Annotated in this window: 13 protein-coding genes and 1 pseudogene; 6 read left to right on the top strand and 8 right to left on the bottom strand. The window is 46.9% G+C overall.

What is annotated here, in order from left to right; genetic code table 11:
- Positions 1–208, top strand: a pseudogene (locus GWO68_RS17810) (transposase); the annotation flags it as partial.
- 26 nt (positions 209–234) lie between these two features.
- Here GWO68_RS17810 and GWO68_RS08215 read toward each other — a convergent pair.
- Together GWO68_RS08215 and GWO68_RS08210 are read right to left on the bottom strand one after the other, a co-directional pair.
- On the bottom strand, positions 235–660 hold the full coding sequence (locus tag GWO68_RS08215) for a hypothetical protein (RefSeq protein ID WP_162345950.1): 426 nt from the start codon (positions 658–660) through the stop codon (positions 235–237).
- Positions 661–769: 109 nt separating this feature from the next.
- On the bottom strand, positions 770–1819 hold the full coding sequence (locus GWO68_RS08210; protein ID WP_162345949.1) for a nucleoid-associated protein: 1050 nt from the start codon (positions 1817–1819) through the stop codon (positions 770–772).
- Positions 1820–2087: 268 nt separating this feature from the next.
- Here GWO68_RS08210 and GWO68_RS08205 point away from each other — a divergent pair, with 268 nt between their 5' ends.
- Positions 2088–2765 (top strand): porin family protein, encoded by a 678-nt coding sequence (locus GWO68_RS08205; protein ID WP_162345948.1) that lies wholly within the window; start codon positions 2088–2090, stop codon positions 2763–2765.
- Between the two features lie 181 nt (positions 2766–2946).
- Here GWO68_RS08205 and GWO68_RS08200 read toward each other — a convergent pair whose 3' ends face one another.
- A complete protein-coding gene (locus tag GWO68_RS08200) occupies positions 2947–3174 on the bottom strand; it encodes a hypothetical protein (protein WP_162345947.1) in 228 nt (75 codons plus the stop codon).
- A 235-nt stretch (positions 3175–3409) separates the two neighbouring features.
- On the opposite strand from GWO68_RS08200, the gene GWO68_RS08195 reads away from it, so the two are divergent.
- Both GWO68_RS08195 and GWO68_RS08190 read left to right on the top strand, forming a co-directional pair.
- Positions 3410–3781 carry a hypothetical protein gene (locus GWO68_RS08195; RefSeq protein WP_162345946.1) on the top strand — a complete coding sequence of 124 codons (372 nt, stop codon included), beginning with the start codon at positions 3410–3412 and terminating at the stop codon, positions 3779–3781.
- 126 nt (positions 3782–3907) lie between these two features.
- A complete protein-coding gene (locus GWO68_RS08190; protein WP_162345945.1) occupies positions 3908–4504 on the top strand; it encodes a helix-turn-helix domain-containing protein in 597 nt (198 codons plus the stop codon).
- 87 nt (positions 4505–4591) lie between these two features.
- Here the strand turns inward: GWO68_RS08190 and GWO68_RS08185 are convergent, their stop codons facing one another.
- Both GWO68_RS08185 and GWO68_RS08180 read right to left on the bottom strand, forming a co-directional pair.
- On the bottom strand, positions 4592–5002 hold the full coding sequence (locus tag GWO68_RS08185) for a response regulator (RefSeq protein WP_162345944.1): 411 nt from the start codon (positions 5000–5002) through the stop codon (positions 4592–4594).
- Positions 4971–8300, bottom strand: coding sequence for a PAS domain S-box protein (locus GWO68_RS08180; RefSeq protein ID WP_235941991.1), 3330 nt, complete (start codon positions 8298–8300; stop codon positions 4971–4973). Before GWO68_RS08180 ends, GWO68_RS08185 begins: the two co-directional genes overlap by 32 nt.
- Positions 8301–8745: 445 nt before the next feature.
- Between GWO68_RS08180 and GWO68_RS08175 the strand changes: the two genes are divergently transcribed.
- On the top strand, positions 8746–10983 hold the full coding sequence (locus tag GWO68_RS08175; protein WP_162345942.1) for a heavy metal translocating P-type ATPase: 2238 nt from the start codon (positions 8746–8748) through the stop codon (positions 10981–10983).
- A gap of 27 nt (positions 10984–11010) precedes the next feature.
- Positions 11011–11217 carry a heavy-metal-associated domain-containing protein gene (locus GWO68_RS08170; RefSeq protein WP_162345941.1) on the top strand — a complete coding sequence of 69 codons (207 nt, stop codon included), beginning with the start codon at positions 11011–11013 and terminating at the stop codon, positions 11215–11217.
- A 39-nt stretch (positions 11218–11256) separates the two neighbouring features.
- Here GWO68_RS08170 and GWO68_RS08165 read toward each other — a convergent pair whose 3' ends face one another.
- The 3 genes from GWO68_RS08165 to GWO68_RS08155 all read right to left on the bottom strand — a co-directional run bounded on the left by GWO68_RS08165 (position 11257) and on the right by GWO68_RS08155 (position 19982).
- Entirely contained in the window at positions 11257–11628 is a 372-nt protein-coding gene (locus GWO68_RS08165) for a transmembrane 220 family protein (protein ID WP_162345940.1), read from the bottom strand.
- Between the two features lie 119 nt (positions 11629–11747).
- Positions 11748–12764 (bottom strand): PorP/SprF family type IX secretion system membrane protein, encoded by a 1017-nt coding sequence (locus GWO68_RS08160; RefSeq protein WP_162345939.1) that lies wholly within the window; start codon positions 12762–12764, stop codon positions 11748–11750.
- A 3-nt stretch (positions 12765–12767) separates the two neighbouring features.
- Positions 12768–19982 (bottom strand): gliding motility-associated C-terminal domain-containing protein, encoded by a 7215-nt coding sequence (locus GWO68_RS08155; RefSeq protein ID WP_162345938.1) that lies wholly within the window; start codon positions 19980–19982, stop codon positions 12768–12770.
- Positions 19983–20541: the final 559 nt, after the last annotated feature.

The following is a 20541-nucleotide window of genomic DNA, read 5'->3' as shown; positions in this document are numbered from 1 at the left end:
GGAAAACCGCCTCAAGCTGATGCTGATCCTCTCGGTGGTGTATGCCTTCCTGTTGAGCCTCTTGCAGGCAGAAGAACTCAACCAGCTGCTCCGGCAGGGATGCCATAGAACAGGAAAGCGGTACCAGCAAGCCCTGATACCGCTTTATCGTGTCCGAACTGCACTCATGCACATCTGGACTCAAGCACAATCCCTAAATTCGGGATGACTCATGTTTTATAAACTATAGTTTTCTTAATTATTATACTGTTCCTGGGTTCTGGAGCTTTCCTGGCGGATGGCAGGATTGCTTTGTGCTTCTTTTGGAACACCCATTTTTTCTTCGCGGCGTTGCTGGTACTGGGCAAACTGCATCGGGGTCAGGATATCTTTTATGAGCGATAACCGTGTTTGGCTGATAATGTCCATTTCGGTAGCTAACTTTTTAGGATTGCTTTTATACTTTGCCAAAACCTTGTCGGCCTGCTTCATGCTGGACAGGTTTACTTCGTTTACTTTTTTAAACTGCTCCGGGGTAAGGCGCAGGTTGGTAGCCATACTTTGGGTGATAGCTGTTGCCCGCTGTTCTACAGACTTTGCTGGCGCCTGGCTTTTTGTGCCCTGGGCAAAGGTGGTGAGTGTTGCAAAAACAAATACGGCTGCTAAAAATGCTTTTCTCATATAAATGGTTATTATCTGTGCGGTTCAGGGTGTAAAGCAAGAACCATTCCGGTTATACTTTGCTGCAGGCTATTAAACAAGTGCTGCTAAACTATAGTTTCTCAGGCGCTTACGTTTCGCTGTAAAAGTATACTTTGTAAAAGTGCATGCCACGCTCCTCGTCAAAGCCACGCTCTACGTATTGCTCGCTTTGTTCGGGGTTATACCCGCTAAACTTGATCTCAATCTGCGTATCCAGTTTAATGAAATTGCGGAACTTGCGCTTCATATTACGTACCGTGCTCTTATTTATTGTAAAGCCCTGAATATCCTCCAGGTTTCGTTCCTCGGCAAAGTTCTGGCTATAGTTTTTAAACCGCTCTGCCGACTCGGGTTCGTCAATTACACTGCTGGTAAACTCTTCCAAGTCAAAAGTCTCGTTCTTAGAGAAATAATCAACGGAACGACTGATGAAATCTACCTGTGCTTTTTTACTTTCTGTTGTAGCAAATACCTCCTCCGAAAAATCCTTGCACATGTTCAGTACTGTCCTCGTCGAAAAGTTCGTGTCTTTTAGTTCGTCTACATGCAGAAAATCATCTTTCCAGAACTGGGCATCGGTACTGTTGGCGTCTACCATTTTCACGCGGTAACCATCTTCGGCTTCTGTGTTATAGATCATGCAGCCTTTGTCTACGCCTTTCAGGTTTACGCCGGCATGGTAATCTATGCTCAGGTCGTTGTGGCTGTCCTGGAAAGTAAGAAAGGTGTCTTTGTTCTCTGATTTAAAGATACCGATGGCATCTACTTCCTCGTCGTTTATAATGCAGCCTTTAAAATGCGCCACGTATAGTTCTCCGCTCTTTACTTTCGGGTGATCGGACTGCTCGTACAAATGGTTGAGGATGTGTACCGAATATTCATGAAACTTAGCCGGCTGGTTAAAGATAAGCGTAGCATAAGCAAACATTTCGTTGAGGGCCAGGTCCGAAGTATGGGTAAATCTGAAAAACTCTTCCTGCTTGAACGGGGAAATAAAATAGCGTAACAACAGATCATTCAGCTGCGCATCACGCAGGTCAACCAGATCCTGCGAGGCTACCACACCTTCTTCCTTCGACTTATTTCCAACTCTGTGCACAGCCAAACGCTGTAGGGTTACCTGTATCTTATCGCTCATTTCATGCTTCGTTTTTCCGGACCGCAAAGGTAAGGCTTATAGTTTATAGTTTCAGAGCCCGGGTTAAAGTATAGTTCATTCAGCTGTGTTTTTATGCTTTTCACCAAGTATAATTGCCATTTTGTAAAATATATATTATTGATAGTTAATATTTTAACTTAAAACGAGTTCTGTGTCTTATAATCAGCCAAAGGTTTTGGCACGGTTTTTACATCCTGCATTATCAAGCCGCGCAGCTTACCATATTCACACAAAAATTAAGGGGATCATGAAAAAAGTATTTTTACTAATAGCCGTGGTGTTGGGCTTGGTGGCTACAAAAGTAAACGCGCAACAACAACCTATCCGTTTTGGTGTACGGGTGGGTGCAAACTTATCTAACTGGGAAGGCGAAACTGTAAACAGTGCCCAAAACCTGATTGATTTATCAGACGGAAACGTGAACCGTAAGATGCGCGAAGGGGTGCATGGCGGTGTATATATGAGCATACCGGTTGGGCCAGGTTTCGAGATAGAGCCGGGCCTGCAATATTCGCAAAAAGGTACGCGCCTGACTGGTAAATTACCGTGGGTAGAGACTGAGTTCCTGAATACGCAGATGACCATCACCAACAAATCGGAATACATTGAGTTGCCGGTAATGGCGAAACTATACGTTGGCGAAGGGTTTCATATTTACGGCGGTCCGCAGGTGGCTTACCTGTTATCAAACAAAGTACAGGCGCAGGCCAGCGTACTTGGGTTTAATGCCCTTAACCGCGAGTGGGATATGAAAAATGGCTTCCGTGAAATGGACTTTAGTGTGGTTGGTGGTATTGGCTACCGCTTTGCTAACGGCCTTAACCTTACTGCCGGCTACGACCACGGCCTGAATACGATAGATGAAAACGGAAATTTTGAAACCTATAACCGAACAATTAAGGCATCTGTAGGTTTTACATTTTAAGAATAGAGCGATTGTATAGTGTTTTGGTGAGTGCATAAGGCTGCTGATTTTGGCAGCCTTTTGTCTTTTATACTTCCGGTACCATAGTACTGCTACTTATAGTTACAACTATAGTTGTAGTGGCCTTACCGTTATACTATAGCAATGCCATTAGTTTACGCTGCTGGCTTTGTTATTTGTGTTAATGGTGATGATGGTGGTCGTGGTCGTTAGGGTTGCGCCTGAAGTTAGCGATAGTGCCCAGCGTAAAAAAAACAGCCCAGCAAATGTACAGCGCCGAAAAGTTGTTTACGCTTTTACCAATCAGGGCAAGTATCAGGTGTGCCAGCAGCGTCATTACCAGGCCTGTGGTGGCAACAAACTGGTACGAATTCATTTCGCGCGGGTCGTATATTTTCGATAGCTTCATCCAATTTAAATATTATTCTTTTCTGTAACGCGATAACTATACGTAAGGTGCCGCACCAGCCATTTATAATACAAAGATAGCAATTACCAGCAGCACACCGGGCTATAGTTTACAAGCAATAAACTATAACCTGGGTAAAGTGTTTGGTTGGAAAGTTATGTTAAGTAAGGATGCCCTGCCCCGAACCACCACACCTGCAGAGCGTATACAAGGCTACACCAATTAAACTCAAACTATGGCAACCCACAACGAAAACGAACATAAACCTGATAATGTAAAGAATATAAATAACGATTTCAGCAAGCGAGTGTCGATGGATAACCGCCCTGACCCATCGGCCAAGCGTAATGTAGGGCCGGGAGGGACCCTGGAACGGGCGGGCCAGAAAGACAAACTGGAAAACATGCACATACAGGGCAACGAAACAACCGGCTATGGTGCTACCGGCAAAAGCAGTACCAACGATTACCTGGCACAGGGGCCTGGCTTTGAGGCCGAAGGCAGCGACACGGCCATGGATAACAACCATAACGGCATCCGGAACAAGGAACAACCCTTCGGAGAAAATAATACCGAGCCTGATGGCACCGACCATAGCCGCACCTAATACAACTTTTAGCACAAGTGGGAATCTGAAACAGGTTCCCTCTTTTGCTTTAAGGCATTACCACTGCAACTATAGCCAAAATTTTATAAGTTTGCCTGTCCTTAGTTTGTTGTAACACCCATCCGCATGACGCACCAAAACCAACCGACTCCCCCTTACACCTTACACATCCGGAACATGGTATGCGACCGCTGCATTAAAGTGGTAACCGATGAACTTGAAAAACTGGAGTTGCCTTTGCAGGACGTTAAACTGGGAGAGGCGACCCTTGCCCGCGAACCGCACCCCGAAGAGCTGCGCCAGGTTAGAGAGATGCTTACTGCCAACGGCTTTAAATTGCTGGAAGACCCAAAAACCGAACTGACCGAAAAAATAAAGATCGCTGTAATTGAGCTGCTCAGAAGCGGCAAAGTAGAGGATTTGCAGGTAAACCTTTCGGACTACCTGGCTGACCTGCTTGGTAAAGACTACAATACCCTGAGTGCCCTGTTTTCGGCATCGGAAGGTATAACTATAGCCCGGTATATGGTGTTACAGAAAGTAGAAATGGCCAAGGAATTACTGGAATACAATGAGCTTACCTTAAGCCAGATCGCTGATAAACTGGGCTATAGTAGTGTAGCACACCTTTCAAATCAGTTTAAGCAGGTTACCGGCCTTTCGCCATCCGAGTATAAAAAGGGAAATTCGGTTACCCGCAAGCCTTTAGACCAGTTGCAGTAAGCATGTAGTTGCAGGAGGGGTAAACTATAGTTTAAAACTAAGTGCAGGCAAACAAAAAACCACAGCGCTTAAACTGTGGTTTAGGAGTTATTCGCAGATAAACTCTTCTCTTATAAAGCTCAGTATCTCAGGCGAGAGTGGCTTCGAGAAAAAATCTTTTACCTCTTTGTGGCTCTTGGCACTAATAATATCTTTCCTGTCAACGGCTGAGGATAGCATAAACAGGCAGCAGTCTTTGGTTACATCCTCGGGTAGTAGTCTGTACTCATCTATAAAGCTCCAGCCATCCATGCCTGGCATGTTAATATCCAGGAAAATAAGGTTCGGGAATGCGTCTGGCTGCTGTTCAGCAACCCGCTTTAAATAATCAAGTGCATTTTCAGCCCACTCAAAACTTTGTACTTCTTCAGCAAACTGTTCGTTTTTGATGATACTCTCGCAAACAAAGTTGTTTACCTGATCATCATCAATCAATACTACTCTTTTTATTAAGCTCATCTACTACACTATTCTTTAAAAAGTAAACACTAAAAGTTGTGCCTACTCCAACGCTACTATCCACCGCAACTTTTCCTCCAAGCAGCTCTGCCTGTGTCTTGACCAAATGCAGGCCAAGCCCTTTGCCAGCAACATGCGCATGGAACCTTTTATACAGACCAAAAACCTTGCCTTTTTCTTTCTGAAGGTCGATACCCAGGCCATTATCGCTGACTTGCAGGCAAATATAGCCATCAACTTCAAAAGTTTGAAGCTTTATATTCAAAATTTTGGCCTCATCGCGGTATTTCAGGGCATTCGAGATCAGGTTGTGTAGTATACTTTTCAGGTAGCTTTTAATGGTAACTATAGCCGGGGCCATTTCAAAATCGCATGTAAGCACGGCGCCGGCTGCAGCAATTTCATTGGTCAGGCTGGCATTAACCTGTTTCAGCACGTCCTCAAAAAATACTTTTTCCTGCGCATCATCCAGCTCGCTCCGCATCGACAGCAGCTCGTTCAAATCGCGGATGGTGTTATCGAGCAGCTTCGCCGATTTATACATGTTCTCAATTACGCGCTGGTTAATAGGTGCCTGTGGGTTTGCGCTATCATAAATAGAGGAGAGGCCCAGAATGTTGGCGATAGGTGCACGCAGGTTATGAGACACTATGTAGGCAAACTGTTGCAGGTTCTGGTTCTGGATCTGTAGCTTTTCGGCTAGCTGCGTCTTTTTTTCTTCGGCCAGCTTGCTTTCGGTAATATCGGCTACAGAGCTGTCCAGGCGTATAACTTTGCCTTCGGCATTCAGCTTCGGAGACATCCGGAGCATTACCCAGCGTGTTTCACCTGATTTGGTAATAATCCGGCATTCATGTTTCAGCCTGTAACCGGCTAAACCTTCGTTCAATAGCCTGCTTTCCAACAATTCCAGGTCGTCTTTATGAATTATTTCCGGCCATAGGTTAGACGCTAGAAATTCATCTTCGGTATAACCGGTAAGTTCGTAGCACTGCGGGCTGATGTAAAATATGCGGATATTGGTATCGGCAGAAAGTATGATTTCCGGGATATTCTCTATCGTGGACTGGAAGCGGTTCTTGGTTTCGGTTATTTCGAGCTCACGGTCTTTCTGCTCAGTTATGTCCTGGGTGGTGCCTACTACTTTTATTACTTTGCCTTCCATGTCTGTAACAGGCTCCATAATATGGTACAGGTATTTTAAAGTGCCGTTTGGCAGCAGTACACGGTGCTCCAGGTCTGTGGTGGTCTTGGTCTCTATTACGCGGTAATATGCTTCTAAACTGATGTCTTTGTCCTCAGGGTGAAACAGGTCCAGGATATTGTTGAAAGTAGGTCTGAATTCTTCCGGAAGCTCATATATCCTGTACATGTTCTGCGAAAACTTCATCACATTGCGGTCAATCTCGTACTCCCAGCTTCCTGCCTTAGCAAGTTCCTGCGACCGTAGCAGCTGCGATTCGTTCTCTTTTATAGCTTTTACAATGTTGCGCTGTTCTGATATATCGTGTATGCTGAGCGCTACAGCTATCGTATCTTTTGATTGGGTGAAAACTGGCCTGTACGATACCTCGAACCAATGGCTGCCACACCCGGTGTCGTAAGTTACAGTATTGCCCTGCAGAGCCTGCTGGTGGTCTTTTATAAGCGAGTCCAGTTGTTCGGTAGCGGCATAGTTGAGCATGCTTTGCCCGGTTTGCAATTGCTTTATCTGCAGCCTGCTAACCTCTTCGGCAGCTACTTTGTTAAACGATATTACCTTCAGGTCTTTGTCTAACAGGTAAATAGCCTGCGGCGAGCTGTCTAACAAGGCAGTAAGGTTGGCCTCACTTTCCAGTAGTTGATGCTGTGCTTCTTTTTGGGTGGTAATATCAATAAGTGTTCCGTTATATAGTATCGACCCATCATCCTTCGGGGTTGGCAAACTATGGCCCCGTATCCAAATCCATTTATTATCGCCAGGGCTCCACATCCGCAACTCCTTCATCCACGGCGAAAGTGTGCGGGCTGATTCGTAAATACTTTCCCAGATGGCTTCCAGCTCGTCTGGGTGAGCAGCCTTAAACAGCAGGTTCGGGTCCTGGTAAATGTCGTTGGGGGTAACACCGTACATGTTAAGCAGGCTGCCGCTTATAAACGGGAAGCTGAAGTCCATGTCCTTGTCGAGCTGGAACTGGTAAACCGCCCCCGGTATACTGGAACTTACCCCAAGCAGCTGCCGTTCGCGCCGTTCCAGTTTCTGTATCGCCTTTACCTGTTCATCTATGTTGATGGCTACCACTACCCGGGGTTTTATGTTGCCCTGGGGCGGCAAACTATGCGATTTTATATCTACATAAAAAGCACTGCCATCCTTTCTAACGTGTAGCCAGTTCTCATTAAAACTAAAACTATAGTTGTCATTTATCAGCGGAATCAGTTCCTTAAGTTTAGCTACCTGTTCGGCGGGCTGCAGCTGGGCTATGGTCAGGTTCAGGAATTCCTGGCGCGAGTAACCGTACTCCTGCATGGCAGCTTTGTTCACCTCCAGTATTTTTAACGTATTTACATCAAACACCCAGATAGGAATGGCAATGTTGCGGAACAGGGAAGTGTAGATCAGCTGGCTTTCGGTTAAGGCATGTTCTAACTGTTGGCGCTCTCTTTTCTCTGATTTCAGCAGCACATCATTGAAGCTCATTTGCTTTAATACCTCCCTGATAAGGTACGCAGCCACGCCGGTCATTAACAGCGCTATTAAAAGCAATACATTATAGTTGCGTATCGTATTATGGATGGTGGTAAGAGCAATGGTACTTCGCTTTCTGGTATTAATACTGATAGTATCCCCGAGTCTGTTTAAGTATAGCTGGTGCTGTTTGTAAGCAAGCAGCAGCTTTTGGTCTGCTATATTGTTTGCTGCGCCGCTTTGCTGCTGCTGGCCCGCCGAAAGCACCTCCTGTAGCATGCTGGCATATGGTTGCCGGTTTGTCTGGTAGGTGTGTAGCAGTTGTCGCCTTGAAGGTATATAAAGCAGTTTCTCAAGTTCTTTCAGGTCAGTCTGGATGATGTTGTTTAATTGCCTGATCTGCTGTTTTGCTTCCTCCATTTCGTGTTTATCGGAGGTTTTCATGTACTTTATAACCAAACTATAGACCAGATCTTCGTTACGATGCAGTTTCGTGATCAGTTCCAGCCTGTGCAGCGATTCGGAAACCATTTTGTTATAATCTTCCTGTACTTTTTGGGCAGCCAGGTACGAGTAAGCGCTGATAATAAGCAGTGTAATAGCCAGCACAGCAAAAACAAACGCTGCCAAGCGCGTAGTTTTAGAATGATTAAGCAAGATCTGCCTGGTTTGCTGCCTGTATTTCATGTAACGGTATTACGTAGCTTTTACCCTGAAAAATGTAACTGGTAAACTATAGTTGTTTACTGCCGGTACCAGCAGGAACTTCTTAAAACTGATCAACCGGTTTAAAGGTATGGATCAGGTATATACTTGTAAAAATCCATTCTGGTTAGTGACAAAAGTAGTTCAGGTATCTTTTTTAATCCTATAATTCAACTTTTGCATGCCTTACAATCCGGATAATTTAAATATAAGCACAACTCTTAAATTTACTAGCTTCCTGTATTCAATTTTGCTGCATAGCACACTGGCCAGGCATCCTTCTGAAAATCTGTAAATCATTAACTCAAATCTGTAACAGCCCGGGGACTTTGCAGGTGTATCTTTGTCATATTCTAAAAGAGCACAAACTATGGCAACATTAACCCATACTACCGCTGAAAAAGCTACCTACCCGGTAGAAGGCATGACTTGTGCCTCCTGCGCATCGAGTATAGAAAGTATGCTGCGTGCCCGCGAAGGCGTAACAGATGCAAATGTAAACTTTGCAGGTAAAACGGTGCAGGTAATCTACGAGCCAACTATAGTTAACCCCACCCAGCTGCGCGATACGGTAAAAGAAATAGGCTTTGATATACTGATTGAAACACAGACGCAGGAACAGCTGGAAGAACGCGAAGCACAAGCCATAAAAACACTGAAGCAGAAAACTATAGTTGCCGGCGTGCTGGCGCTTCCTGTTTTTATATTGGGCATGTTCCTGCATGGGCATTTTGCGTGGGGTAACTGGGCAATGTTGTTGCTTACTACACCCATCCTTTTGTGGGCCGGACAGCGCTTTTTTACAGGCGCATGGGCACAGGCAAAACACGGCCGCGCCAATATGGATACGCTGGTGGCGCTCAGTACGGGTATCGCTTTTATTTTCAGTGTTTTTAACACCGTTTACCCCGAATTTTTTCTGAGCCGTGGCCTGGAACCACATGTGTATTTTGAAGCGGTAGCCGTTATCATTGCTTTTATACTGTTGGGCAAGTACCTGGAAGAAGGAGCAAAAAACCGGAGCTCGGCGGCTATAAAAAAACTGATGGGCATGCAGCCAAATACAGTGCGTATAGTTCGGGATGGTGGTGAGCTGGAAATTAAGATTGAGGAAGTGCAGGTAGGCGACAGGGTTATACTTTTGCCCGGCGATCGTGTGCCTGTGGATGGAGAAGTTGCATCCGGAACCACGTACCTCGACGAAAGTATGCTGAGCGGCGAACCGCTGCCCGTTCAGAAACAGCCCGGAGACAAGGTATTTGCAGGAACTATAAACCAGAAAGGCAGTGTGCAACTTATAGCGCAGAAAACAGGCGGCGAAACCATGCTGGCGCACATCATTAAAATGGTGCAGGAAGCGCAGGGAAGCAAAGCACCTGTACAAAAGCTGGTAGATAAAATTGCCGGCATATTCGTACCTGTTGTGCTGGGTATTGCTATAGTTACACTTCTGGCCTGGATCATACTTGGTGGCGAAGCTTACTTAACAGAAGGTTTCCTGTCGATGATTTCGGTGCTGGTAATTGCCTGCCCTTGTGCACTTGGTTTAGCAACACCAACGGCAATAATGGTGGGTGTTGGCCGTGGCGCTGAAAACGGTATCCTGATAAAAGACGCCGAAAGCCTGGAACGCGCCCACGAAGTAAACGCCGTGATACTGGACAAAACCGGAACGATAACTCAGGGCAAACCAACCGTAACCGATGTAGTGTGGGCAAGTGATGTACAGCATGAAAAACAGCTGGAGGCATACTTTTACTCCATGGAGGCCCAGTCGGAACACCCGATAGCGCAGGCGGTGTATGCCTACTATAAAGAACTTGGCGCGCAGGTGCAGCAACCCGACCATTTCAACAGCCTGACAGGTTTAGGTATTGAAGCTGATTTTGAAGGCAAAAAATACTATGCCGGTAACTATAAACTGCTGCAGCAACACGGTGTAACCATACCAGAAGAACTCGCCCAGCAAACTATAAAACTACAGGAAGATGCCAAGACCGTTGTATATTTTGCAGATGAAAAACAGGCGCTAGGCGTTTTTGCGGTATCAGACCCGATAAAGGAGACTGCAGCGCAAGGTATAAAAGCCATGCACGATGCCGGACTTGAAATATACATGCTGACCGGCGACAATAACCAGACCGCCGCAGCCGTGGCGCGCCAGGTAGGCATTACTAACTATAAAGCCGAGCTTATGCCGCAGGACAAAGCAGAATTTGTAAAGCAACTGCAGGGAAGCGGCAAACACGTAGCTATGGTAGGAGATGGTATAAACGACGCGCAGGCACTTGCCACCGCCGACATAAGTATAGCCATGGGGCAGGGTACTGACATTGCCATGGATGTAGCCGGTATAACCCTGATGCGCTCGGAATTAACACAGGTGGCAGCAGCTATAAAGTTATCACGGGCAACAGTTAATACCATTCGCCAGAACCTGTTTTGGGCCTTTTTCTATAACGTGATCTGTATTCCTATTGCCGCCGGTTTGCTGTTTCCGTTTACAGGTTTCCTGCTTAGCCCGATGATTGCGGGTGCAGCCATGGCTTTTAGTTCGGTTTCGGTGGTGGCAAACAGTTTGCGTTTAAGATCAGTAAAATTAAAATAAGTGTATAGTTAATTAATTATGTTAAATATGAAGACCTATAAATTTAAAACCAACATAAACTGCGGCAGCTGCATTAAAGCAGTAACCCCGCACCTTAACAAACTGGAAGGTATAACCTGGGAAGTGGATACAAATAACCCGGAAAAGATACTGGAAGTGAAATCTGAAACTATAGAAGCGGATCAGATAAAGAGCACGGTTGAGAAAGCCGGCTTTAAAGCAGAAGAAGTGTAAACTATAGTATGTATAAACGCAAAAAGGCTGATCCACCGATCAGCCTTTTTGCGTTAGGGGAGTAGTATCTGTTACTTGCCGGCGGGGCACTACAGCATAGATAAACAACACCGCAGCTACCAGTAATAAACCCAAAGCTTCGCGGGCTTCTTCTATGTTTTTAATATCGCCACCACCCACTTCTAGGCCTTCGTATTTTTCAGGCCACATATAAATTGCTCCAACTACAAAGGCAGCGCAGGCTAAACCCAAAAGTATAAACGGGACCCTACGGTAAGCAGCAAATACACAAAGGGCAGCAGCCACCAGGTAAATGGCTACCCAAATACCCGTATCCGGGTCGTTGTACTGCAGGGCGGCGAAGCTGGTAAAAAGCAGGGCAAGTATAATTCCGATAATTTTTCGAAGCATAGTCAGGCCGGTTTTTAAACAATATAGCTATACTTGAATTTAAGGGAAAGGTTATAGGTAAAGGCAAACAAAAAAGGATGGCAACTACCATCCTTTCTACTCATGCTATAGTTACAACTTTACCAGGCCCACTCCGGACATAACACTTTGCGTGTATTGCGTAGCTTAAAACCCAGCACTACTTCGTGGCTGCCTGCATTTGCCTGGCCCAACGGCGATGTGCTTGCATCATACGAGTATGCCAGGTCAAACAGGTGGTTAATGTTCATGCCGGCCATAGCTGCCACCGACTCTTTATGACGATACGTAGCCCCCGCCCAGATCCTGTTGGCATACATTACTTTAGCTGATACATCAAACGAAACAGGGCTCGGTTGTGCCATTTTTACCATCACCGACGGTATTATGGATAAGTCGGGCGTCATATCCAGACGGTAAGCAGCTGTTGCGAAATAGTGCTGTTGTAACCTGCCATCGTTATCTGTTGGGGTGCCGTCGTTTATATACTTGCGCTTGCTTGGTACCAGCTGCGCACCCGAAACACCCAGGTAATAATTGTATGAGTACAGCCAGATACCCATGTTCAGATCAAATTTTATTTCGTTTACGCGGCCATCATACACGGCAGGGTCGTTACCTTGCGCTGTAGTTACGGTGCCGGGGTCCAGGCTGTATTGTATCATACCCGGTGCCACGCCTGCTGCCACCCGCAACGACCTGGTAAGCGGCTGGTGATAAGCATAGCTCATGTTAAAGCTGCCACGTTTTAGCGGACCGGTTTTGGTACTGCTGGCCATAGCCCCAATGCCGTGGTGCGGACGGATACGCTTATACCTGTTCGGTTTTTTGGTGGTTTCTTCTTTTGCCTTCGTACCAACCCGGCTACCCCTATACGAGGAGCTCATGTCCTTATTGATCGGCATATGAAAGGTAGCATAATACGTCTGCGGCGCGCCTTCCAGCCCGGACCATTGCTGGCGGGTTCCCAGTTTCAGGTCGCCGTAATCTTCTATTCCCGAAATGGCAGGGTTTAAAAGATAGTTATTGGTACTGTACTGCGTGTACTGTGGTTTTTGCTGCGCCATTGCCTGCCCAGCTAATAGTAACACAAATCCTAAGGCTAAAAGTCTTTGCATATATTATTTAACTATAGTTATACTTCCTGATAATGGTTTTTCGGATGGCTCCAGCTGAATGATGTAATAATAGGTAGCCAGCGGTAATTCCTGCCCGTTATACCGCCCGTCCCAAGGCACTTGGTACCCGTTCGACTGGAACACCATAGTACCCCATTGGTTAAATACCTGCACTTTGCAGTTCGGGTACTTCTTCAGGTTGGCAATTTCCCAGGTATCGTTAATGCCGTCGCGGTTTGGCGTAAAGGTGTTCGGTATTTCCACAAATGGCAGCACGGTTATAGTTACCTCATCTGTGAAAGTACAGCCACCAGCCGTTGTTATAGTTACCTTGTAAGTAGTAGTAACTTCGGGGGTTGCTACCGGGTTTGCTATGTTCGGGTTACTCAGCCCGATGGCCGGAGACCAACTATAGGTATCACCGCCGGTTGCTTCCAATGGCGTGCTTCTGCCTTTGATGATCATCCTGTCCGGGCCGGCGTCTGCTGTTGGCTCCATCACGGTTACCGTAACAGCAGTTCGTTCGCTGGCGCACGAAAGGGTAACCTCCTGCACATAATAAGTAGTAGTGTGCGTTAAGGCTGGCGTCGTAAATGTAGGTCCCACAGCTAACAGATCGCCTGCGCTTGCCGAGGCATACCATTCCAGTCGGCCTTCTTTGCCGGTTGCCTTTAGGGTAGTGCTGCCTCCTGCGCATATAGTTACCTGCTGGGCAACCGGTGCTAGTGGCTGGGCATTTATACTTACCACCACCGCATTGCTTATCAGTCTGTCGCACGACTCCGAAGTTACGATTCTGCGGAACCAGGTTTTCTGGGTGAGGGGCATCGGGGTGTAGCTTTGGCCGTTGTTTGCGCCCGGTGCAGTCGTAAATCCTTTGTCCGGACCATCTGTGCTGTATTCCCACAGGTAGCTATAGTTTCCGCTTCCGCCAGCTGGCATAGAGCCCGTCAGGGTTGATGGCGCCGTCGCATAACAGATCGTCTGGTTGGTGCTGATCCTGTTGTTGCTCATGGCCGGCTTCACGGTAATCATTACTTCCTGGCTGTTATCAGAGCGCTGCCCCGAGATCACGATTCTGCGGAACCAGGTATCTTCGGTAAGTGCTGGCGGTGCGTAATCTATAGTTGTGCTGTTACCTTTGGCCGTTACCCAGGTAGCGCCTGCTTCGCCGGTCTTGTACTGCCACTGGTACAGGTAATTGCCTTCGCCACCTTCCGGTGTAGACCCTTTTAGTGGCTGCGGTGTGTTGCCATAACAGATAACCTGGCTTGCCTGGATGTTGTTGTTCGAGATACCCAGCGTGATCGTAATCTTCACCGGATTTGAGATGCTTTCGCAACCTCCGGAATATACGCGTCGGCGGTACCAGGTATCGGTTTGCAGCACACCCGGGCTATAGTTTCTGCCATCGTTCAGGCCAGTAGCGGTGCTATAGTTGGTGCCATCGGTGCTAACCTCCCACAGGTATGTATAGGTGTTGTCGCCGCCGGCGGGTAAAGAGCCGGTTAACGGTGCCGGACGCTGCCCCGCATAAATTGTCTGGTCTAATGTAATGGTGTTTTTCGTTATCTGTGGTGATACCGTTACTTTTACCACATTCGATACCAGCGTGCAGGCACCAGACATTACCACTCTTCTGAAATAAGTAGTAGTGTATAATGTGCCTGGCTGATAATCTGGGGTAGTACCGTTACCTGCAACCGGGTTAAAGGCTGATGGTGTGTTAGTTGTAGCATATTGCCACTGATAGGTGTAAGTGCCGTTGCCACCGGTAGGAGCAGCGCCTTGCAGTAGCGCTGGGGCAGCGCCTACGCAAACAGCCTGTTCGTCCGTTATGGTGTTGTTAGCAATTACCGGGTTTACCTCAATTTTAACAGCAGCTGAATAATCGTAGCATTTACCGGAAGTTACCTTGCGGCGGAACCAGGTCGGCTCTGTTAATACACCTGGCTGGTAAGCCTGGTTGCTGTTCACACCTGCAGCAGCTGTATAGTTTACACCATCGGTACTGGTCTCCCATAAGTAAGTATAAACGCTGATGCCTCCTGCATGCTTGGAACCATTGATAATGCCAGGTTTTTCGTTGGCACAGATCACCGCATCGGTTAAGGTAACAGTATTGGCAATTATAGCCGGATGCACTACTACCTGCACTGCAGCACTTTCAGTCTGCGCACATGGGCCAGATGTAACCGTGCGCTTAAACCATGTAGTTTTGGTTAATTTGCCTGGCTGGTAATCTTTTAAGTTGCTGTTAGCTATAGTTGTAAAGCTTGTTCCGTTTTCGCTGAAAGACCAGCTGTAGGTATACATGCCATCACCGCCGGTTGGCGTTGAGCCCGTTAATAAGGCTGGCGTTTCGCCTTCACAGATGGCTTCAGCTATAGTTATCGTGTTATTATCCAGCGCCGGTAATACCTCCACTTTCACTGCTTCGCTCACATATTCAGAACAAGGGCCTGAGATAGCTATACGTCGGAACCAGGTAGTTTTATCGAGCGCAGTTGGCTGGTAAGTAGCAGAAGTAGCATTGGCTATCGTTTTAAAGGTAGCGTCTATGCCTTCGGTTTTCTTTTCCCAGCGGTAGGTAATGCCCAGTATATTGCCGCCTTCCGGTGTGGTGCCTGTAAGTATATCCGGAACCTGTCCGGCGCAGATAGCTTTGGTTGGGGCTATTAAGCTGTTGTTTGTAATGTTTTTGTTAACGGTAACTATAACGGCTGTGCGCTCCGAGCTTCCGCAACCATTGGCATTCACGGTCTCTACATAATAGGTAGTAGTTGCGTCAAGTGCAGGTGTTTCGAAACTGCGGCCACTGAACACCGGGGTTGTCGCATCAACTGAAGTGTACCAGTTATAGTTGCCGGCTGCTGCTACGGTAAGCGTCGCCTTGGTATTCTCGCAGATAGTAACAGGAGCTATAGTTGGCGCTACCGGTAACGGCACAACCGTTATTTCAATGGCTGGGGAAATATCCACGCAGGTACCCGATACCACTTCACGCTTGTACCAGGTTGTTTCCTGTACCGCGCCTGGTGTATAGTTGGCCTCGTTGTTTACGCCTGCTGCCGGAGTATATGCGCCGTTGGCCCCGGTTGTGCTCACCATCCAACGGAAAGTATAAGTAGCATCGCCACCGGTAGGTTGTGTGCCGTTAAGCGTAGCCGCTTCCGTTCCGAAACAGATTACCTGGTCTTTAGAAATGCTATTGTTGGCGATAACCGGGTTAACCTGTATTTTGATGCTGTTGCTGGTGCTGACGCCGCACGGCCCACCTGTTACTTCGCGTTTAAACCAGGTAGTTCCGGTAAGGGCACCTACTTTGTAGTTTATACCATTGTTCTGGCCTGTAGCAAGTGTAAAGTGTTCGCCATCGTTGCTCATGTACCAGCGGTAGCTATAGTTGCCATCTCCTTTTTCTGGTTGGCTGCCTTCCAGTACCTGCGGAATAGCGTTGGCACAAACTGTTTGCTCCCCGGTAATCGTGTTGTTCGTGATTGGTTCGTAGATCGTGATCTTAACAGGCTGGCTAATATTAACCTGGCAGGTGCCCGACATAACTTTTCTGCGGAACCAGGTAGTTTCTTCTACTGCTGATGGGCTATAGTGCTGTGCTGCGTTGTTTCCTGTTGCCGATATATAAATTCCGTTCTCGCCCGTGGTGCTCATTTCCCAGAGGTAAGTATAGGTTTCGTTCCCACCGCTTGGCTGGCTGCCGTTTAGTTGGACAATCTCGCTCCCGATACAATAAGTAGCATCTTCGGTAACGGTATTGTTAGCGATAACAGGTGTTACACTTACTTTCACCGGTTCAGAAATATGCGAACATACCCCTGATGATACCACCCTCCGGTACCAGGTTGTAGTTGTAAGTGCTCCCGGCTGCAGGTCTTTAGTAGTTGCGCCTTCCACTTTACTAAAACCGTCGGTAGCTGATTTGGTGCTGCTTTCCCAGTAGTAACTATAGTTGTTGTCGCCGCCTGCAGGAGTTGAGCCAGTTAGCAGATCAGGTGTCTGGCCGGCGCATATTTCAGCAACAGGTGTAATGGTATTGTTGCTGATAACATCCAGCACAGTTATAGTTGCCGCCGTTCTCGGGCTGATACACCCTTCGATAACTGCCTGCACATAGTATGTTCTGCTTTCGTTAACAGATGCAATCCCAAATGAACGGCCTTCGAAAAGCATGGTACCGCCAGTTGCTGCATCAAACCACTGGTAAACGGTGGCATTGCCTTGTGCTACCAATGTAGCGCTGCTGCCCGGGCCGCAAAGGATAACAGGTGCTACAGTAGGAGCCGGCGTGGCCGGACGAACCGTAACTTTTACAGGCGTGCGCACGCTGGTACAGCCACCTTCTATCGTGGTTTCAACATAATAGGTAGTAGTGGTTTGCAGGGCAGGAGTTTCAAAAGTTGGGCCATCGCCTAACTGTTTCCCGCCAGTTGCAGCATTGTACCAGGCCAGTTTACCAACCGGGTTCTGTACCTGCAGGGTAGTGCTAAAGCCAGGGCAAAGTGTTTCTGCAGCAGCTACTTTCGGGGCAGTAGGCAATTCGTTAACGGTAACTATAACTTGGTCCGAAGTGGCGCAGCTGCCTTCTCCGTAACTATAGGTTAAGGTAAAGGTGCCTGCCGCAGCCGGTGTAAAGGTACCTTGTGTCGTAACATGCTGCGAACCACTCCAGGTGCCACCCGCAGGGCTTGCTTTCAGGGCGAAGCTGCCGCTATTCAAACAAACTGTAATATCCTGTCCGGCATCAGCGATTGGAGCTTCGTTAACAGTAACCTGCATGGTGCTATAGTTGCTGCAGCCATTCGGGTCGGTGTAAGTATAGGTTAAGGTGTAATTGCCGGTTGCAGTTGGCGGAGTAAATGTGCCATCTGTTGTTACATGCTGGCCGCTCCAGGTTCCGCCTGCCGGGCTGCCCTGCAGTTTGGTGGCTACCGGTTTGTTGCAAACTATAAGATCCGGGCCTGCGCTAACAACAGGTAGCGGGTTAACTTTTATAGTTAGTTGCTGTGTTGTGCTGCAGCCGGTTTTATCATCGTAACCAATTACGGTATAAGTTGTAGTTTGGGCTGGCGTGGCTGTAACCTGCTCACCGGTAGTTGCACTTAAACCTGCAACCGGAGACCACTCATACCGATCAGCACCTGTAGCAGAAAGTATAGCCTGGCCCTGACCCACACAGATCTCCTTAACACTAGCTTTTACTTCTACTTTCGGAGGCTCGTTAACAATAACTGTAACGGTAGTGGTGTTTGTACAGCCGGTGGTAGTGTTTTTACCGGTAACTGTATAAGTAGTGGTTTTAGTTGGTGTAACAGTAACGATGCTTCCGGTAGTTGCGCTCAGTCCTTCAGCTGATGACCAGGTGTAAGTATCGGCGCCCGAAGCAGTTATAGTTGTGCTGGCTCCCAGGCAAAGTTCTGCTGTTGCGGCTATCGCTTTTACTTCCGGCAAAGCATCTATTTTAATCTGCTGCATAGCCGGTTCAGACTCGCCGCACTCATTTATAGCTACTACGCTAATAGTATATAAGCCTGCTTCGGTAAATTTTATAGTTGGGTTAGCACTGGCTGCATCGCCAGCTTCAAAGGCAACGGCACCGCCAGTTACGGTCCATTTGTAGCCGGTTATAGTTCCGGATTGCGCGTCGTAAGTTGGTGTATGTGCGGCATTGGCTGCGGTAAATGCTATAGTTTGCGGACCGCAATACACGGCATTGGCGGGCAGCGTAACAACAGGTTTACTGCGTATCGTTACTTTTTCTTCTTTTGTACTGGCAGGCGCGCATTCGTTAGTTGCTACAAGTTTTATAGTATAGTCGCCGGCTTTTGTAAAGTTAAATTCAGCATTCTCCGAGGTGGCATTGGTACCGTTGGTAAAACCCCAGCCTTCAGCCGGAAGTACCTGCCAGGTATACCTTACGCCATCACCTACAGATGTATTCTGGGTTTTATATGTTGTTGGCGTGCAGTTATCCGAAGAGGAGGGAAGTAACGTGAAATCCGCTTTAGGAGGCTCATTAACAGTTATCTCCATTTCCTTGGAGCTTACCGCACAGGTGGTATTAGGGTCAAGTGGTTTTACAACTAGTACCAGTTTATACTTACCAGGCTTTGTAAAAACAACTTTTGGGCTTTTAGAGGTAGCCGTACCCGATACAAATTTCCAGCCTTCAGCAGGCTCTATGGTCCATTCGCTCAGGTAGTTTTCAGTATTGTTGGTCGCATCGTAACCGCTTTTGGTAAGGTTTTGTAAGGCAATAGGCTGGTTAACACACAACGACTCAGAGCCAAGTGCAAAATCCGCTTCCGGGCCTTTGGAAATACGGATGCCAGAGAACGTAGCCCGCGACGAACTACATGGGTTTTTAGCATAACCGGTTAAGGTAAAACCAAATTCCGTGTCTTTAGATGATTCGTTGAAAGTATGCTCTATGTAGCGGTCGGCTGGCAGCTCGCTGTGCTTGTAAGTAATGGCTGGGGTGCCATCATCAAACTGGAATGTATAAACGGTTTCCGGTGAGTTTCCTTCTACGCCGGTTATCTTAAATCTGTATGTAGCAGGTGCACATTGCGTGTTGTTACCATCGCTGGAAATACCCAAACCAGGGTTACTGCCCACAAACATGCGCTTGGTTGTGGTAGTAGTGCAGCCATTTTCGCCTACAACAGTTAGTACAATATCGTAACCGCCGCCGGCAGTATAGGTGTGGGTAGCCTTCTCGAAGTTTTTGCCATAGGTGCTCGTTTTGCCATCACCCCAGCTAACGTGGTATTCTTTGTTGGTTTCCTTGGTAGTAGAGGTGTTCTCGATGTTCAGGGTAAACTTAAACCCTGATGAGCTACTGGAGTAGCTGCAATACGTAAAATTAAGCTCCGGATATTCGGGGTCGATGATGCTGGCATCGGGGGCACCGGCTATAGTTATTGTTTCAGAAGTGCCTTCGCAGCCATCTTCATTTGTTGTTTTAACCCAGTAAGTGCCCGGTTTGGTAACGGTAATGCTGGCTGAAGTTTGGCCCGTAGACCAGGTATAGCTTTTTGCCGATGAAGATTGCAAAACAACAGCAGAGCCTGTACAAAGTGAGGTTCCTTGCGGGGTAGTGATAACAGGCTGACAAACCTGGGCAAAGGCGCTGCTACACCACATCCCGAAAAACAGGAGGAGCAAAGGCAAACGTTTGCCTAAATGTATTGGCTGCATTGGCTAAAAGTTGTAAAGTTTATTGCAGAAGCAGATTATTTATTGCATTAAAAATTAAGGAGACAAAGTAGGGCAAGGCTGCCTGATTTGTGCTTGTAGTAGTAATAGCCGGTATAGTTTGTCGCTTTTTACAGCCATAAAGTCAATCCCGGTACTATAGTGTCACCCGAAACTATAGCTGACACGTGTATTCGGTTGCAGGAAAAAGTATAATTAATTCCTGTATTTAAAACATCTCTCAAATTGTAATATAACTAAGTTGTAGCTATAGTTGCTATTTGTGATGTCTGACTAACCAAATTAAAAAATAATAAGTTTAATATCATACTTAAAATTTAATACACTCGTGAAAATTAAGTATTTGTAGCCTTGTTGCAATCCGATTTTGATTTTAAGGCGACTATAGTTTTGTTAGCTTATAGATAGGATTGTAGCGCTGTTGATGAGTGTGAACTATAGTTGTGTGATTGTATTATTGCAGTAAAACTTTCAGGTAAGCGTAATAGCGCACCTTGCGGAAATAATAAAAATAAAGTCCGTTCAAATCGAGTCTGCCTTC

The organism is Pontibacter fetidus (assembly GCF_010119545.1).
In the GTDB taxonomy this organism is placed as follows: domain Bacteria; phylum Bacteroidota; class Bacteroidia; order Cytophagales; family Hymenobacteraceae; genus Pontibacter; species Pontibacter fetidus.
Note: the sequence above shows the minus strand (reverse complement) of the source record. Positions and strands in the feature narration are given on the sequence as shown.

Excerpts from the sequence above, each read along its gene's own strand:
- GWO68_RS08215 (WP_162345950.1), bottom strand. The coding sequence starts at position 660 with ATGAGAAAAGCATTTTTAGCAGCCGTATTTGTTTTTGCAACACTCACC.
- GWO68_RS08210 (WP_162345949.1), bottom strand. The coding sequence starts at position 1,819 with ATGAGCGATAAGATACAGGTAACCCTACAGCGTTTGGCTGTGCACAGA.
- GWO68_RS08205 (WP_162345948.1), top strand. The coding sequence starts at position 2,088 with ATGAAAAAAGTATTTTTACTAATAGCCGTGGTGTTGGGCTTGGTGGCT.
- GWO68_RS08200 (WP_162345947.1), bottom strand. The coding sequence starts at position 3,174 with ATGAAGCTATCGAAAATATACGACCCGCGCGAAATGAATTCGTACCAG.
- GWO68_RS08195 (WP_162345946.1), top strand. The coding sequence starts at position 3,410 with ATGGCAACCCACAACGAAAACGAACATAAACCTGATAATGTAAAGAAT.
- GWO68_RS08190 (WP_162345945.1), top strand. The coding sequence starts at position 3,908 with ATGACGCACCAAAACCAACCGACTCCCCCTTACACCTTACACATCCGG.
- GWO68_RS08185 (WP_162345944.1), bottom strand. The coding sequence starts at position 5,002 with ATGAGCTTAATAAAAAGAGTAGTATTGATTGATGATGATCAGGTAAAC.
- GWO68_RS08175 (WP_162345942.1), top strand. The coding sequence starts at position 8,746 with ATGGCAACATTAACCCATACTACCGCTGAAAAAGCTACCTACCCGGTA.
- GWO68_RS08170 (WP_162345941.1), top strand. The coding sequence starts at position 11,011 with ATGAAGACCTATAAATTTAAAACCAACATAAACTGCGGCAGCTGCATT.
- GWO68_RS08165 (WP_162345940.1), bottom strand. The coding sequence starts at position 11,628 with ATGCTTCGAAAAATTATCGGAATTATACTTGCCCTGCTTTTTACCAGC.
- GWO68_RS08160 (WP_162345939.1), bottom strand. The coding sequence starts at position 12,764 with ATGCAAAGACTTTTAGCCTTAGGATTTGTGTTACTATTAGCTGGGCAG.
- GWO68_RS08155 (WP_162345938.1), bottom strand. The coding sequence starts at position 19,982 with ATGCAGCCAATACATTTAGGCAAACGTTTGCCTTTGCTCCTCCTGTTT.